The organism is Cupriavidus yeoncheonensis (genome assembly GCF_905397275.1).
GTDB lineage: Bacteria > Pseudomonadota > Gammaproteobacteria > Burkholderiales > Burkholderiaceae > Cupriavidus > Cupriavidus yeoncheonensis.
Genome location: NZ_CAJPUY010000010.1, coordinates 243,816 through 259,105, shown reverse-complemented (window position 1 = coordinate 259,105; position 15,290 = coordinate 243,816). Strand labels below are relative to the sequence as shown.

The following is a 15,290-nucleotide window of genomic DNA, read 5'->3' as shown; positions in this document are numbered from 1 at the left end:
TTCGGCTTCGGCTTCGGCTTCGGCTTCGGCTTCGGCTTCGGCTTCGGCTTCGGCTTCGGCTTCGGCTTCGGCTTCGGCTTCGGCTTCGGCTTCGGCTTCGGCTTCGGCTTCGGCTTCAACGGCGAGATCGGTGCGCGGGGAAGGTTCCCGGGGATTTGTCACTTCCGGCTCAGGCGTTTCCACCGCCGGCGCGGCAGGTGCCTGTCCGTCACCAGTGAGCGCGGGGGTGACTGCCTTGCGCGACAGCACTTGCAACTCGGCCAGCAATTGCAGGGCTTCCTGCCGGATGGCTTCGAGCGTCGCTTCGTCCGCGTCAAACCCGTCCGGGTCGGCGGCTTCCGCGCTGGCGTTGGCAGCCTGGTGGCTCGCCACGTCCGTTGACAGCGTCATTTCGGCCACGGCGGGTTCGGCCTCGGCCTCGGCCACGCCAACGGCAACGGCAACGGCAACCTCGGTCGCCGTTTCGGCCAGTGCGGCGATAGCCTCGGCAGGCGATGCAGTGACCACGGTTGCTGCGGGCACCGCTGCGGATGCCAGCGCAGCCGGCGCCATGGCTTGCTTTGCCGGGACAACTGTTGCCGCAGCCCTTGCGGGGACCGCGACCGCCGATGCCTCGGGCAAGGTCGTAATGGTCGAGCGGACGATGGGCTGCGGCTGGCGGGGCGGGCTGCCAGCCACCCTGGCACGTGCGGGAGTGGCGGGGCGGGATGCAGCAGCCGGTGTCGAGGTTGCAGCCGCCGCGGCAGCGGCCTGCAGGCTGATCGGGCGACGCGGCTGCGCAGCCTGCGCGGCACGCGGGGCCGTCGGCTCGGCAACGGGCGGCGCGGCCGGACGCGATGGCGGCTTTACCGCGCCAGGCGATTCGGCCTGATGCAACCAAAGCTCGCCCGGCTGCGGCGGCGACTCGCGCGTGCGCGGCGGCGGCTGCCAGGCCGGCTGGCGACGGGCGGAAATGGCTTCGAAACTACGGTGGCGCCCCGATGGCGCGTTCCAGCTACCGGACGCGGCGCCGCTGTGGGTGGCGGCTTCCCTGCGCTCCGGTTCCCGCATCGGCTGGGTCGGCACGGATTCCGCGGGCTCGTCTTCGGCACGCGGCGCGCTACGCGGCTTGCGCAGCAGGAACAGGCTGCGCCACGTTTCGCCAAATACCATCGGCGCAGCCAAGGCGAGCACGCCCAGCATCAGCAGCAAGGCGGCAGTCCAGCCGAACAGATTCCCGACCATCGCACCGAGCGCGCGCCCTGCCGAGCCGCCCGCGCTCCCGCCTTCGCCGCCGGTCAGCGCCTCCAGCGTGGCGCTCGCGCTGAGCACGATCAGCGTACCGAGCCAGACCCGCAGCGAACCGGGGCCGGACAGGCGCCGTTCGCCCGCAAGCAGGCCACTGAAGAGCCGCCACACCAGCGGCACCAGCCAGAGAGTCGAAAATCCGAACCAGCCAAAACCCATGATCGCCATGCCACGTTCAAAACTACGGGCAGCGATTGTAGCGTTTAAGCAGGCCGGCCATGCCCTCGGGCCGCGCAATAAAGCGCAAGATTTCGTAAGCGCTGCTTGATGACAACAAAGCGACAACAAAGCGGCAACAAAGGGCAACAAAGCGCCCTGCCCTACTGGCTGGCGCGGAACGGGTACCTGGCGAAGATCTGCCCCACCACCTTGTCGATGCGCTGCTGGATATCAGACTGGCTCCTCGTGTCCACGCTGCCCACGGCGACGCCTTCCCAGACCAGCTTCATCTCCTTGCGATCGACGAGGTCGATGTTCAGCGTGCCCTCGGTATAGGTATAAACGTCGTTATAGAAGCCATAGCCGGGCCACGGCGCATAGAGCCCGCCGCGATAGCCGTAGTAGCCCATCATCGGCGGCGGCGCGGGGGTGACCTGCACCTTCTCCTGCGTGCTCGCATTGAAGTTGACCAGCAGGTCGGGCGACTGCGCGTTGTACTGGTAGCCACGCGAGGTCATCTCGCGCTGCACGGCGCCCTTCAGGTACTGCGTCGTCAGGCTTTCGTAGCCCTGCCGGTCCGTGCCCGGATTCTTCACGAAGCCAAAGCTGCGGTAGGCGTCGAAATTCACGCTGCGGTTGTAGTCGGTCTTGATATCGGGCGCGCTGGCGCAGGCCGCCAGCAGCACCGACGCCATGGCAACGGCCGTTGCCGTCCTGCTTCCGGGAGTATCCACGACACGTCTCCGGGAACTGGCCGCGGCGACTAGTTCCACTTGCCGCCGGCACCACCGACGCCGAGCCTGCCCCCGCCGATCAGCATCAGCGTCAGCCCGGCCGCCAGGTACATGCCCTGCAGTTCGAGCTGCCAGCCACCGGTTTCATTGAGCATGCCGAGCTGCTTGGTGTGCACCAGCGCGATCGCGAACAGCATGTTCACGACAATGATCAGCGCCGCCGCACGGGTCCAAAGGCCGATGATCAGCAGCACGGGCGCGACGACTTCGCCGATATAGACGCCGTAAGCGGTCCACGCGGGCAACCCGGCCTGCGTCGCGGTCTGCTCGACAAAGCCCACGCCGCCCTTCAGCTTGGCAATGCCGTGCAGCAGGATCAGCGCCCCCAACACAATGCGCAACACCGCCTTGCCTAAGTCCTGCGAACCCTGAGAGCCGCTCATGGCCATCCTCCTTGCCGGTTGAGAACAGTCGGAGCTCCCGGGAGGCGTGCCGGCGTTGGCACGGCCAAGCGACTTCGCACGCACGCACGGGGCTCGCCCATGTACCTTAGTGCGCCGCGGCGTGAAGGTAAAGGCGCAGGACCGGGCGCAGGACCGGCGCAGGCGTTCCGCGGCGGCGCCGTCAGGTCACGCGATGCATCGCCGGCGGCCTGGCTTCGTGCATGCCGACCTTGCGCGCGTTTTCGGGCAGGATCTCGCTGAGGAAATCCAGGAAGCGCCGCACCGCCGGCGTCACGCCCTTGCGCGACGGGAACACCGCGTGCAGCGTGCCCACCGGCATTTCCCACTGGGGCAGCAACAGCTCCAGCTCGCCACTGTCGATCGCATCGCGACAGTACATGCGCGGCAGCATGGCCACGCCGATGCCGGCGATCGCCGCCTCGCGCAGCAGCGCGAACTCGTCGGTCACCAGGCGCGGATCATAGGCAATCTGGATGGTCTCGCCGCTCTTGCAGCCCAGGATCCAGACATGCTTGCCGTCGTGCGGCTTCTGGCCGACGCCGGGCATGCCATCGAGCGCCTGCGGCGTGCGCGGCCGGCCGATGCTGTCGAGCAGGCCGGGGCTGGCCACCAGCATGAGCTGGCTTTCGCCGAAGGTGCGCACGGCCAGGCTGGAATCCTCCAGGATCTCGCGCACGCGCAGCGCCAGGTCATAGCCTTCGCCGATCACGTCCACGCGCCGGTTCGTGGCCTCCAGTTCGATGCGTACGGCCGGGTTGGCGCGCATGTAATGGCCGATCGCCGGCGCCAGCAGGATCTGCGCAATCGCCACCGGGCAGCTCACGCGCAGCGTGCCGCCCGGCTGGTCGCGCGCCTGCTCGATCACTTCACGCGCGGCCTCGGCCTCATCCAGCATGGCGCGGCAACGCTCGAAAAAGGATTCGCCCAGCGGCGTCACGCGTACCTGGCGCGTCGTCCGGCGCAACAGTTGCACACCCAGGTCGCGTTCCAGCTGCGCGATGCGCCGGCTCAGGCGTGACTTGGGAATCCCGGTGGCACGGCTGGCAGCCGAGAAGCTGCCATGCTCGACCACCTGAGCAAACAGTGACAGATCGTTCAAGTCCTGCATGAAGGCCTCCGCCTGCGCAACGACGCACCCATCAGGGGCCGGGCGGTTCGTTGCATGAATAGAACAATTATTTGCATTTTGCCTCACTACCGATACCAATGGCCAGCCGCTATCTTTCTTCCATCGCAACCGCACCTTCGTGGAGAAAGACATGAACATCCTGCAGATTGATTCGAGCGTTCTTGGTGGCAATTCCGTTTCCCGCAACCTGACCGCCAGCGTGGTGGCCGACCTGGTCGCCGCCAACCCCGGCGCCAAGGTGACCGTGCGTGATCTGGACCAGGACGCCCCGGCGCACCTGTCCGGCAACCTGCTGCCCGTGCTGGGCGGCCCGAAGGACGGCCTGAACGCCGTGCAGGAAGCCGAACTGCAGCGCACCGAAACCTGGCTGGCCGAATTCCTGGCCGCGGACGTGCTGGTGGTGGGCGTGCCGCAGTACAACTTCAGCATCCCGAGCCAGCTCAAGGCCTGGATCGACCGCATCGCCCAGGCCGGCCGCACCTTCAAGTACACCGAGACCGGCCCGGTCGGCCTGGCCGGCGGCAAGCGCGTGATCGTCGTGTCGTCGCGCGGCGGCGTGCGCCAGGACGCCAGTGAGCTGGACCTGCACGAGAAGACCGTAGACGTGGTGCTCCGCTTCCTGGGCATCACCGATATCACCTACGTGCGCGCCCACGGCCTGGCCATGGGTCCCGAGGCTCGCGAAGCCAGCCTGAGCGGCGCCCGCACGGAGATCGCCGCGCTGAACGACGGCGCCCGCCTGGCGGCCTGAGCCGCGGCGGCACCGGCTCGCCCCGGCGGCGGATCGGGTCTATGATGGATGCGGGGCGCTACGGCGCCCCGCGTGCCATTGGCGACGTCACTGGCCAGCCTGCAACGGCCAGCCGCTTCCTTCGCCCAGTCATCGACCGATCCCGGGAGCCTGCATGACTTCAGCCCTGTTGCCAGCCGCCGCCATCCACCCGCCGCACGAACCCGCCTTGCTGGCGCAGTACCGGCACATCCGGTCCGCGACCGAAGCGATCGTCGCGGACCTGTCGGACGCCGACGCCACGGTGCAGTCGATGGAGGATGCCAGCCCGGCCAAATGGCACCTGGCCCACACCACGTGGTTCTTCGAGGAATTCGTGCTGGCCGCGCGCGTGCCGGACTACGAGCCGGTCGATCCCGACTACCGCTTCTTGTTCAATTCCTACTACGAGTCGGTCGGCCCGCGCCATCCGCGCCCGCGCCGCGGCTTGCTCACGCGGCCGTCGCTGGACGAGATCCTGGCCTACCGCGAGGCGGTGGACGAGTCGATGCTGACGCTGCTCGGCGCCGCCCAGACCGACGCCGAAGCGGCCCTGATCACGCTCGGCCTGCACCATGAGCAGCAGCACCAGGAACTGTTGCTGACCGATATCCTGCACCTGTTCGCGCAGAATCCGTTGCGGCCCGCGTTCGCGCCGGAACTGCTGGAACCGGTGATCGCCGACCCGCGCCCGGCCCCGGACTGGGTTCGTTTCGACGGCGGCGTGGTCGAGATCGGCCATCGCGGCGAAGACTTTGCCTTTGACTGCGAAGGGCCGCGCCACAAGGTGTTCCTGCAGCCCTACACCTTGTGCTCACACCCGGTCAGCAACCACCAGTGGTTCGAATTCATCGACGACGGCGGCTACCAGATCGCCGGGCTATGGCTGTCTGATGGCTGGCGCTGGGTCTGCGAACAAGGCATCCAGGCCCCGCTGTACTGGGAGGAACGCGAAGGCACCTGGTGGCAGATGACGCTGCGCGGCATGCATCCGGTCGACCCGGAAAGCCCCGTCACGCATATCAGCTTCTTCGAGGCGGATGCCTTTGCCCGCTGGGCCGAGCGGCGCTTGCCGACCGAAGCGGAATGGGAACACGCGGCACGCAACCTGCCGGCTACGGGGAATTTCATCGAGGGCCGCGTGCTGCAGCCGCTGCCTGACCGCCAGAACACCTCGGGCGCGCTGCGCCAGATGTTTGGCGATGTCTGGGAATGGACCGGCAGCGCCTTCCTGCCCTATCCGGGATTCCACCCGAGCGCCGGTGCAGTGGGCGAATACAACGGCAAGTTCATGAGCAGCCAGATGGTGCTGCGCGGCGGATCCTGCCTGACGCCCGAATCGCATATCCGGCCCAGCTATCGGAATTTCTTCTATCCGCACCAGCGCTGGCAGTTCACCGGCGTGCGCCTGGCGGACGACGACTGAGCCGGGACACATTCAGCGGCCCGACCACCAGCGCCAGCCGAGCCACGCCAGCAGCGCCCACACCACCACGATCGCCGCGGCCGCCCACAGGTTACGCGGGCGCGCGCGCTTCGACGCCTGCCACGCGTCGGCCTGCGCGCGGCAATCCGCCTTGACGGCGGCGGGCACCAGCCGCAATGCCAGCCAGATGCCAAGCGGGACCAGCAGGACATCATCGACATAGCCAAGCACCGGGATGAAATCCGGGATCAGGTCGATCGGGCTGAACGCATAGGCCACCACCAGCACCGCCAGCAGCCGCGCGGCCAGCGGCGTGTCCGGATGGCGGCTGCAGAACCACAGCATCACGAGGCTGGACTTCAGGCTGCGCGCCCACTGCCGCAGGCGCTGGCTCAAAGGCATCGCCTCTGCCCGCGTACCGCCCGGGGACATTATTTGCCGCTGGCGGGCGCGGCCTTCATCGGCTGGCCGCCGGGCTGCGCCACGGGCGCCTTCAGCGGCGGCGCGGCGACGATCGGCAGCTGCGGGTACAGCTTCTGCCAGCGCGACTTCAGGCCATTGGCGATTTCTGCCTGGCTGTAGCGCTCGGCAAAATCGATCACCGTCATGCCCTGCTGGTTCTTCAGGCGCATGTCCGCGCCTTCGTCGAGCAGCAGCTTGACGGTCTCGATGTGGCCGCCACGCGCGGCCATCATCAGCGGCGTGGTGCCATTCGGGCTTTCGGCGTCGATGTAGGCGGCGTGGTCGACCAGGTACTTGACGACATCGTTGCGGCCGGTGGTGGACGCATAGTGCAGCGGCGTCCAGCCGGTCTTGTTGACCTCGGCTTCCATGTCATCGACCATCAGCTTGACCATGTCGAGTTCGCCCTGCAGCGCGGCGATCATCAGCGGGGTTTCGCCGGCGGGGTTGGCCTTGTCGAAGTCGATGTCATTGGCCTTGATCAGCGCCGTGGCGGCTTTCAGCGATTTTTCCCGCAGTGCCACCACCAGCACCGGTTCGCCACGGCGGTCGACGATATTGGGATCGATGCCGCGGGCCAGCAGCTTCTGCACGGTGCGTGCGTCGTCGAATTCCACGGCCTTGCGCATGTCGTCGGCCGGCGCGGCCCAGGCCAGCGCCGCGCATCCGAGCAGCACGGCGCCGGACAGCCCGCGGATAGATTTCATGTCAAACATGAGCTTCCCTGTCGATGTGCTTGAAAAGCTTGAAGAAATTGTCGGTGGTCTGCGCAGCGAGCTGTTCCACCGGAATGCCGCGCAGATTGGCGATGAACTCGCCCACATGGCGCACCCAGGCCGGCTCGTTGGTCTTGCCGCGGTACGGCACGGGAGCCAGGTAGGGCGAATCGGTCTCGATCAGCATGCGGTCCAGCGGCACCTTGCGGGCGGTTTCCTGCAGGTCCGCCGCACTCTTGAAGGTGACGATCCCCGAAAACGAAATGTGGAAGCCCTCGTCCAGCGCCTGTTTCGCGACGTCCCAGGTTTCCGTGAAGCAATGCATCACGCCACCGGCCTCGCGCGCATTTTCCTCGCGCATCACGCGCAGTGTGTCGTCCGCGGACGAACGGGTATGGATGATCAGCGGCTTTCCCGTCTGGCGTGCGGCGCGGATATGCGTGCGGAAGCGCTCGCGCTGCCACTCCATGTCGGCGATGCTGCGGCCGTTCAGGCGGTAGTAGTCCAGGCCCGTTTCGCCGGTGCCGACCACGCGCGGGTGCGCGGAGAGCTCCAGCAAACGCTCCAGCGTGGGCTCCTCGCCCTCTTCGTAGTCCGGGTGAACGCCCACCGAGGCGTACAGGTTCGGATGCTGCTCGGCCAGCGCCAGCACGCGCGGAAAGTCTTCCAGCGTCACCGAGATGCAGAGCGCGTGCGACACCTGGTTGGCGCGCATATTGTCGAGCAGCTCGGGCAGACGGGCGGCCAGGTCGGGAAAATCGATATGGCAGTGTGAATCTACAAACATGGGGAGAACCTCGGTACTGCGGCCCAGGCGTCCGGAAATCGGACCGGAAATCGGACCGGAAACCGGCTTGCCTGGCGGGACGCTACGAACAACCGCGCCGTATCAGCCGTCACCACGCGCGACGCGAACGTGCTGTTGGGGAAAGCGACGGTGCCGGGCATGCCGCCGGCATCATCGGCTTACGGTAACAATCAACAAAAATCCATCAAATTCAATCTGTTACGAAGCCATCTTCGCAAACCTCATAAAGTCTGGGTCGGCCGCCCGGATTCCAGCTGCTTGCCAAGGATTTCCTCCACGGCGCGCCGCAGGTTGCGGCCATTGTCGTCATCGGGGAAATGCACGCCCACACCCGGCGTCTTCATCGGCGTGCCTGGCGGCGTGATCCAGGCAACATGGCCGGCAACCTGGTACTTCTGCGGCCGGTCCAGCAGCGACAGGACCAGGAACACCTGCTCGCCCAGCCGGAACGGCCGGTTCGACGGCACAAAGATGCCGCCGCGGGCCAGGAACGGCATGTAGGCGGTGTAGAGCCCGGCCTGGTCCTTGATCGACAAGGACAACACGTTCGGCCGCGATGGGGCGCCGTCCGTGGCTCCGGCCGCCCGCGCCGGTATGGTTGCGACATCTGTACTCATGACTGACCCCTTTCTGACCGACTACGGTTCTGTTTTTTAAGTGTTCTGGACCTGCCTCCCGGCTGTTGCCGGGCCCTGCCTGTTGCGGTTGCGCCGGCGCTGTCAGTGGAACAGTTGCCGGTATTCGAGAAATACGGATTCCATCACCAGCCTTGGCGCGAGAGGATGGTTCTCGCTGCGCCGGTGCGCATTGATGCGCGCGGCGAACGCCTGCAGCCGATGGGCGCTGGATGCGCCGGCACAACGCGCCAGCGCCGCGCGCTCCTTCGGGAAGTAGCGCGGCACCGCGCCGCCGGAGGCATCGAGCCGGCACTTCAGGAGATCGTACGTCCAGCGCTGGAGGATGCCAAGCACGGCGGGCACCGGCACCTTTTGTAGTTGTTCCGCCGCCGCAGACGCGTCGAACTCGGCCCCGGCACCCAGCTGGCCGACCAGCCAGCGTTGCAGCGGCTGCTCCTCGGCTTCGGCGGCATGCAATGCGGTCAGCGGCGACCCCCCGGCCAGTGCCAGCTGCGCTTCGGCGTCGGCCACGCCCTGGCCCTTGAGCCACGCGAGCGCCGCCTCGGGCGTCGGCCGCTGTGCGGAAAACTGGCGGCAGCGCGACAGGATGGTCGGCAGGACGCGGTCCAGCCGGTCGGTAACCAGCAGGAAGACCGTCGACGACGGCGGTTCCTCCAGCGTCTTCAGCAGTGCGTTGGCGCCTTCGACCTGCAGTGCGTCCAGCGGGTAGACCACCACCACGCGCATGCCGGCCCGGTGCGTACCGACACCGACCGCCTCGATCAGCGCCCGCACCTGCTCCATGCGGATGATCTTGCTGGGCGCCTTTTTTTTGCCGCTGTCATCGGCTTCGCTTTCGCCCGAAGCCTCCAGGGCTTCGGGGCGCACCACCGTGAAGTCGGGGTGGTTGCCCTGGCTGAACCAGTGGCAGGCCGCGCACTGGCCACAAGGCTGGCCGTCGGGCCGCGGCGATTCGCATAGCAGCCCCTGCGCGAAATGCAGTGCCAGGTCCCGCTTGCCGGTCCCTTGCTGGCCGTGGATCAGCAGCGCATGGGGCAGCCGTTCGCGCAGCGCGCCAAGCCGTTGCCAGTCTTCCGTTTGCCAGGGATAAAGCATGCGAATCAGTCAGTTAGCCGTGAAAGCTGAAGTACCACCGTCATACCGATGTCGTTGCGGAACGCACAACTCCATCAGGCCGGGGCAATATTATCGATCAATATAAAGCTTTAAAATCAAAGCATTGAGACGATTTTCTCAAGCTCGACACGAATCTGTTCGATGCTCTGCGTAGCGTCGATCACGCGAAAGCGCCCGGGCGCCTGCGCAGCACGGCGCAGATACTCGGCACGGGTACGCTCGAAGAACGCACGCGATTCGGCCTCGAACTTGTCCGGCGCACGCGCACCGGCCAGGCGTGCGCTGGCGGTTTCCAGCGGCACGTCGAACAGCAGCGTCAGGTCCGGCTGCAGTCCGGCCTGCACCCAGTCTTCCAGGGCTTCGAGCCGCGCCGTGGCCAGCCCCCTGCCGCCGCCCTGGTAGGCAAAGGTGGCGTCGGTGAAGCGGTCGGAGATCACCCAGTCGCCGCGATCCAGCGCCGGCTCGATGACTTCCGCGATATGTTCGCGGCGCGCCGCGAACATCAGCAGCGCTTCGGTTTCCAGGTGCATCTTCCGATGCAGCAGGATCTGGCGCAGGTCTTCGCCCAGCGGCGTACCACCGGGCTCGCGCGTGGTGACCACGGCGCCAATGTCCTTGCGCTCGCGCAGACGCGCCGCCACCCAGTCGATATGGGTGCTCTTGCCGGCGCCGTCGATGCCTTCGAAGGTAATGAATTTTCCGCGCATGGATGCCTATTTGCCGCGCTGGTACTGGTCGACCGCGCGGTTGTGTTCGGGAAGCGTGTTGGAGAAATGGCTGGTGCCGTTGCCGCGCGCCACGAAATACAGCGCGTCCGACGATGCCGGCGCGGTGGCTGCCGCCAGCGAGGCCAGGCCCGGCAGCGCGATCGGCGTGGGCGGCAGGCCGGTACGGGTGTACGTATTGTAAGGGGTGTCGGTCTGCAGGTCGCGCTTGCGCAGGTTGCCGTCGAAGCGCTCACCGATGCCGTAGATCACCGTCGGGTCGGTCTGGAGCATCATGTTCTTGCGCAGCCGGTTGACGAACACCGCGGCGATCATCGGGCGCTCGGCGGCCTGGCCGGTTTCCTTCTCGACGATCGACGCCATCACCAGCGCCTCATACGGCGTCTTGTAGGGCAAGTCCGCGGCGCGCGCGTTCCAGGCTTCATTCAGGCGCCGCTGCATGGCCTTGTAGGCATGGCGGTACAGCTCGATATCGCTGCTGCCGCGCGCGAACAGGTAGGTGTCCGGGAAGAACATCCCTTCCGGCGCAGGTTCCGTGGCGCCGATCGCCTTCATCAGCTCGGCATCGGACATGCCCTGCGTGTCGTGGCGCAGCGCCGCGCTGGCGTCCACGGCCGCGCGCATCTTGCGGAATTCCCAGCCTTCGATCACGGTGACGACGTAGTGCGTGACCTCGCCGCGTGCGAGCTTGCCGATCACACCGAGCGGCGTGATGCCCGTCTCGAAGGTATAGCCGCCGGCCTTCAGGTCCGGACCGTGCCCGGTCAGCCTGGCCAGCAGCTGGAACAGGCGCGGGTCCATGCCCACGCCGCCGCGCTGGAGCTGGCGGCCTACGCTGGCGACGCTCGAATTAGGCTTGATGACGACTTCGACGGGCGATGCGGACAGCCCCAGCGGCTGGTTGGCCCACCAGGCAAAAGCGCCGGCGACAGCCGCGGCAAGCACCAGGACAACGAGTCCCAGGCGGATGAAAAGACGTGTCATGAAATCCGTTCAGTCTCGGCAGCGTCCGTGTGGCGGGTGATGACCCCTGCCCGCCGCGCGCCGCCGGTGCCGGCTGAAATGCCGGCAGCCCCATATAATACCGGGAGCCTAGCGCCGCCACGATGAGACGGGTCTCTACCGGAGCCGTGACGCGCGGCGCGCACCTGCCAATCGGACCCACGATCGCACCCACGGATCGCACCCACAATCGCACTCAATTGCCTGAACGGAATGCCCGAAATGAACACCCCAGCCCCGGAACTCGCCGCCAGCCTTGACGCCCTGCAAAACACCGGCGTCGTATGCGCGCCGGCCGGGCTCGGCTGGATCCGCGTGGCAGGCGACGATGCCGCCACCTTCCTGCACACGCAGCTGACCAACGCGGTCGAGGACCTCGCGCCGGGCGATGCGCGCCTGGCCGGCTATTGCTCCCCCAAGGGCCGGCTGCAGGCCAGCTTCCTGATGTGGCGCGACGCCGAGGGCATCGTGCTGCAACTGTCGGCCGAGATCCTCCCTGCACTGCAGAAGCGCCTGAGCATGTTCGTGCTGCGCGCCAAGGCGAAGCTCAGCGATCTCACCCCGGCCGTGGCCGTGCTCGGCGTGGCCGGGCCGCAGGCTGCGCAGGCCTTGACGAAGGCCGGGCTGGCCGCGCCCGATGCCGTGTTCGCCACCGGCAGCCACGACGGCACGACCGTCATCCGCCTGCCGGACGCTGCCGGCCAGCCGCGCTGGCAGCTGCTGCTGCCGGCCGAGCGCGCCGGCGAAATCCGCGCGGCACTGGCCAGCCAGCTGAGCGAAGCCGATGCGGCGCTCTGGGACTGGCTCGAAGTCCAGTCCGGCATCCCGCGCATCGTCGCGGCGACGCAGGAGCAGTTCGTGCCGCAGATGGTCAATTTCGAAATTGTTGGCGGCGTCAATTTCCGCAAGGGCTGCTATCCGGGACAGGAAATCGTGGCCCGCAGCCAGTACCGCGGCACGCTCAAGCGCCGCATGTGGCTGGTGCAGGGCGAGGGAGCCGTGCCGGCACCGGCCGCGGAGATCTTCCGTCCGGAAGACCCGCAGCAGCCTTGCGGCATGATCGTCAATGCCGCTCCGGCGCCGCAGGGCGGCTGGGCGGGCCTGGCCGAGCTGAAGATCGATGCCGCCGCGGCGGCCCTGCATCTGGACAGCGCGACGGGTGCCGCGCTGACCTTGGGCCGCCTCCCGTACGAAGTACCGCTGTCGGAGGCCGCGCAGGCCGCCGGCTGACCCGCAGGACGCCGCCATGAGCGATCATCTCTTCGTCTATTTCCGCGTGCCGGAGGCCACCGCGGCCGAAGCGTTGCCGCACTGGCACCGCTGGATGGAGACGGTTGCCGAGGCGACCGGAATTGGTGGTACGCTCATGCGCAGGCCCGAAACCCGCGCCGGCGTGCAGACCTGGATGGAATGCTACGCCGATGTACCGCCCGCCTTCGACGCCACGCTGGCAGGTTTGTGGCGACAGAGCGGTCTGGAGCAGTGGGTGGAAGGTGAACGCCAGGTCGAGCACTTCATCGACCTGGACCTGCTGTAGGCCCGGCGGCAACCGCTGTCACCGCCGGACCATACACAGCAAACGCAGGAAACGCAGTCAAGGAAGCAAAGCGATGTGCCTGATCCTGGTTGCCTGGCAATCACACCCGGACTATGCCCTGGTGGTGGCCGGCAATCGCGACGAATTCTATGTCCGCCCCGCGGCGCCGGCGCACTGGTGGCAGGATGCCTCGCCGGTGCTCGCCGGCCGCGACCTGGCGGATGTCATCGGCGAGCCCGGCACATGGATGGGCGTGGCCGGCGAAGGCCGCTTCGCCGCGCTGACGAACTACCGCGCCCCGTCGGAAAAGCGCACCGATGCGCGATCGCGCGGCGAGCTGGTGGCAGGCTTCCTGCGCGGACACCAGGCGCCGTCCGACTACCTTGGCGCGCTGACCGGTGCGGACGGCTGCTACAACGGCTTCAACCTGCTGGCCAGCGACCTGCATGAACTCTGGTGGTACAGCAACCGGTCGGCTTCGCGCCAGCCGGAGCGCCTGCGGCCGGGACTGTACGGGCTGTCCAACGCCCTGCTCGATACGCCGTGGCCCAAGGTACGCAGCCGGGTCGGCGCGCTCGCCGAAGTGCTGGCGGCCGATCCCGGCCATGCCAACGCCAGTGCCGAGCCCTACCTCAAGCTGCTTGCGGACGAGCGCCAGGCCGCCAGTTTCGAACTGCCTTCGACCGGCGTCTCGCCCGAGTGGGAAAAGCTCCTGTCGTCCGCGTTCATCCGCTCGCCCAACTACGGCACGCGCGCGAGCACCGTGCTGCGCGTGCGGCACGACGGGCGCTTCGACTTCAGCGAACGAAGCTTCGATGCGAACGGCCAGACCGGCGAGGTCTCCTACCGCGGCAAGCTCAACCTGGCCCGCGACACGGGAACGGTGCCGGCGCCGCGCTGATCAGTCGCCCAGGCGCCTGCGCATCTCGACGTGCGGGATGCCGGCCTCCTCGAATTCATCCCCGACCTGCGCGAAACCTGCGCGCGCATAGAATGGCGCGGCATGTGTCTGCGCATTGAGCACCAGCTCCGGGTAGCCCAGTTCGGCGGCCTTCTTCATCAGTGCTTCGAGCACCAGCGCGCCAACCCCGGTGCCGCGCACCGAGCCCAGCACCGCCATGCGGCCGATATGCCCGTCCGGCAGCAGGCGGCCGGTGGCAACCGGAGTGCCGTCCTCGACCAGCGCCAGTGCGTGCCAGCTCGGCTCATCCCATTCATCCCACTCCAGCTCGACCGGCACGCCCTGCTCTTCGACGAACACGGTGTAGCGGATGGCGCGGGCGCGCTCGCGCGCTTCGGACCAGGGACAGATCAGGATGGTGACAGGCATGGCAATGCGTTGAAAATAGCAGGATAAGCGGTCGGTCTGCCCGCGTGGCGGGCTCGCGGCCGCCATGATACGCCACAATCCGACAGGCGTCGGAGGCACCGACCTCGTGCGGCTTGCACCATATCAGGGTTTACGTGCACTAACAGAATTGCATTAAATTTGTATGATGACCTGACTACCCGATGACACGACAAGCCATGTTCCAGAAAGTCCCGGCCCGAGCCCTGACCGACAATGTCGCCGAACAACTGCTGGAGAAGATCCAGAGCGGCGCCTTCTCGCGCGGGGACAAGCTGCCCACGGAAGCCGTGCTGTCCGAAGAATTCGGCGTCAGCCGCACGGTGATCCGCGAAGCGATCTCCCGGCTCAAGTACGAAGGCGCGGTCGAATCGCGCCAGGGCAGCGGCGTGTTCGTGACCGAGCAGGCCGGCATCCGCCCGCTGCGGATCGACTACACCGACACCGGCACGCTGGATTCCGTCCTGCAGATCGTCGAATTGCGCCGCGCCATCGAGGCCGAGGTAGCCGCGCAGGCCGCGCGCCGCCGCACCGACGCCACCATGGTGGCCATCGACGCGGCGCTGGCCCGGCTCGATGCCGAGGTGGCCGGGGGCGGTGACGGGGTCGCCGCCGACGTGGCGTTCCACCGCGCCATTGCCGCGGCCACCGGCAACCCCTATTTCCTCAAGACCCTGGAATTCCTCAGCCAGTACCTGGAAGCCGCGACACGCGTGACCCGGACCAACGAGGCCCGTCGCGCCGACTTCACGCGCCAGGTGCGCGAGGAACACCAGGCTATCGTCGCCGCGATCCGCGCGGGCGACGCGCTGGCCGCGCGCAATGCCGCGCAGAACCACATGTACAACGCCGCCCGCCGCCTGACCCAGCTGGGCCAACCGGGCCAACTGGGCCAGGACGAAGCGGAAGCGGACGACGAGCGTTCCGGCACGCCAAGCTGAGCCGGCGCCGCCCTCTTCGATTGACTTGC

General features: G+C 67.4%; 17 protein-coding genes and 1 pseudogene. 6 read left to right on the top strand and 12 right to left on the bottom strand.

Annotated elements, in window-relative coordinates; genetic code table 11:
• From KHO22_RS16105 to KHO22_RS16090, 4 genes and pseudogenes are all read right to left on the bottom strand, one after another.
• Window positions 1-1,455: pseudogene (locus KHO22_RS16105) on the bottom strand (cell division protein FtsK); the annotation flags it as partial.
• A gap of 152 nt (window positions 1,456-1,607) precedes the next feature.
• Window positions 1,608-2,141 (bottom strand): DUF4136 domain-containing protein, encoded by a 534-nt coding sequence (locus KHO22_RS16100; RefSeq protein ID WP_211948157.1) that lies wholly within the window; start codon window positions 2,139-2,141, stop codon window positions 1,608-1,610.
• Window positions 2,142-2,209: 68 nt separating this feature from the next.
• Window positions 2,210-2,623, bottom strand: a complete 414-nt coding sequence (locus tag KHO22_RS16095; protein ID WP_211948149.1) for a DoxX family protein — start codon at window positions 2,621-2,623, stop codon at window positions 2,210-2,212.
• Between the two features lie 181 nt (window positions 2,624-2,804).
• Window positions 2,805-3,752: a LysR substrate-binding domain-containing protein gene (locus KHO22_RS16090; RefSeq protein ID WP_211948148.1), complete on the bottom strand. Its 948-nt coding sequence runs from the start codon at window positions 3,750-3,752 to the stop codon at window positions 2,805-2,807.
• A 151-nt stretch (window positions 3,753-3,903) separates the two neighbouring features.
• Between KHO22_RS16090 and KHO22_RS16085 the strand changes: the two genes are divergently transcribed.
• Window positions 3,904-4,524 carry an FMN-dependent NADH-azoreductase gene (locus tag KHO22_RS16085; protein ID WP_211948147.1) on the top strand — a complete coding sequence of 207 codons (621 nt, stop codon included), beginning with the start codon at window positions 3,904-3,906 and terminating at the stop codon, window positions 4,522-4,524.
• A 154-nt stretch (window positions 4,525-4,678) separates the two neighbouring features.
• Window positions 4,679-5,968, top strand: a complete 1,290-nt coding sequence (gene egtB / locus KHO22_RS16080; RefSeq protein WP_211948146.1) for an ergothioneine biosynthesis protein EgtB — start codon at window positions 4,679-4,681, stop codon at window positions 5,966-5,968.
• Window positions 5,969-5,980: 12 nt separating this feature from the next.
• On the opposite strand, the gene KHO22_RS16075 is transcribed toward egtB, so the two are convergent.
• From KHO22_RS16075 to mltG, 7 genes are all read right to left on the bottom strand, one after another.
• Window positions 5,981-6,370: a YkvA family protein gene (locus tag KHO22_RS16075; RefSeq protein WP_211948145.1), complete on the bottom strand. Its 390-nt coding sequence runs from the start codon at window positions 6,368-6,370 to the stop codon at window positions 5,981-5,983.
• A gap of 29 nt (window positions 6,371-6,399) precedes the next feature.
• Window positions 6,400-7,146, bottom strand: a complete 747-nt coding sequence (locus tag KHO22_RS16070; RefSeq protein ID WP_211948144.1) for an ankyrin repeat domain-containing protein — start codon at window positions 7,144-7,146, stop codon at window positions 6,400-6,402.
• Window positions 7,139-7,933, bottom strand: a complete 795-nt coding sequence (locus KHO22_RS16065) for a TatD family hydrolase (RefSeq protein ID WP_211948143.1) — start codon at window positions 7,931-7,933, stop codon at window positions 7,139-7,141. Before KHO22_RS16065 ends, KHO22_RS16070 begins: the two co-directional genes overlap by 8 nt.
• Before the next feature lie 242 nt (window positions 7,934-8,175).
• Window positions 8,176-8,571: a PilZ domain-containing protein gene (locus KHO22_RS16060; protein ID WP_211948142.1), complete on the bottom strand. Its 396-nt coding sequence runs from the start codon at window positions 8,569-8,571 to the stop codon at window positions 8,176-8,178.
• A gap of 102 nt (window positions 8,572-8,673) precedes the next feature.
• Window positions 8,674-9,687: a DNA polymerase III subunit delta' gene (locus KHO22_RS16055; RefSeq protein WP_211948141.1), complete on the bottom strand. Its 1,014-nt coding sequence runs from the start codon at window positions 9,685-9,687 to the stop codon at window positions 8,674-8,676.
• Window positions 9,688-9,803: 116 nt separating this feature from the next.
• Window positions 9,804-10,415: a dTMP kinase gene (tmk, locus tag KHO22_RS16050; protein WP_211948140.1), complete on the bottom strand. Its 612-nt coding sequence runs from the start codon at window positions 10,413-10,415 to the stop codon at window positions 9,804-9,806.
• Window positions 10,416-10,421: 6 nt separating this feature from the next.
• Window positions 10,422-11,417 (bottom strand): endolytic transglycosylase MltG, encoded by a 996-nt coding sequence (mltG, locus tag KHO22_RS16045; protein ID WP_211948139.1) that lies wholly within the window; start codon window positions 11,415-11,417, stop codon window positions 10,422-10,424.
• Between the two features lie 240 nt (window positions 11,418-11,657).
• Here mltG and ygfZ point away from each other — a divergent pair, with 240 nt between their 5' ends.
• From ygfZ to KHO22_RS16030, 3 genes are all read left to right on the top strand, one after another.
• A complete protein-coding gene (gene ygfZ, locus KHO22_RS16040; RefSeq protein WP_420839606.1) occupies window positions 11,658-12,665 on the top strand; it encodes a CAF17-like 4Fe-4S cluster assembly/insertion protein YgfZ in 1,008 nt (335 codons plus the stop codon).
• A gap of 16 nt (window positions 12,666-12,681) precedes the next feature.
• Window positions 12,682-12,972 carry a DUF4936 family protein gene (locus KHO22_RS16035; protein WP_211948137.1) on the top strand — a complete coding sequence of 97 codons (291 nt, stop codon included), beginning with the start codon at window positions 12,682-12,684 and terminating at the stop codon, window positions 12,970-12,972.
• 73 nt (window positions 12,973-13,045) lie between these two features.
• The gene (locus KHO22_RS16030) at window positions 13,046-13,873 is read left to right on the top strand and encodes an NRDE family protein (protein ID WP_211948136.1); all 828 of its coding nucleotides are present in this window, start codon (window positions 13,046-13,048) and stop codon (window positions 13,871-13,873) included.
• Here the strand turns inward: KHO22_RS16030 and KHO22_RS16025 are convergent, their stop codons facing one another.
• Window positions 13,874-14,302, bottom strand: a complete 429-nt coding sequence (locus KHO22_RS16025) for a GNAT family N-acetyltransferase (protein WP_211948135.1) — start codon at window positions 14,300-14,302, stop codon at window positions 13,874-13,876.
• 197 nt (window positions 14,303-14,499) lie between these two features.
• Here KHO22_RS16025 and KHO22_RS16020 point away from each other — a divergent pair, with 197 nt between their 5' ends.
• Complete coding sequence (locus KHO22_RS16020) at window positions 14,500-15,261, top strand: FadR/GntR family transcriptional regulator (RefSeq protein ID WP_211948134.1); 762 nt, start codon at window positions 14,500-14,502, stop codon at window positions 15,259-15,261.
• Window positions 15,262-15,290: the final 29 nt, after the last annotated feature.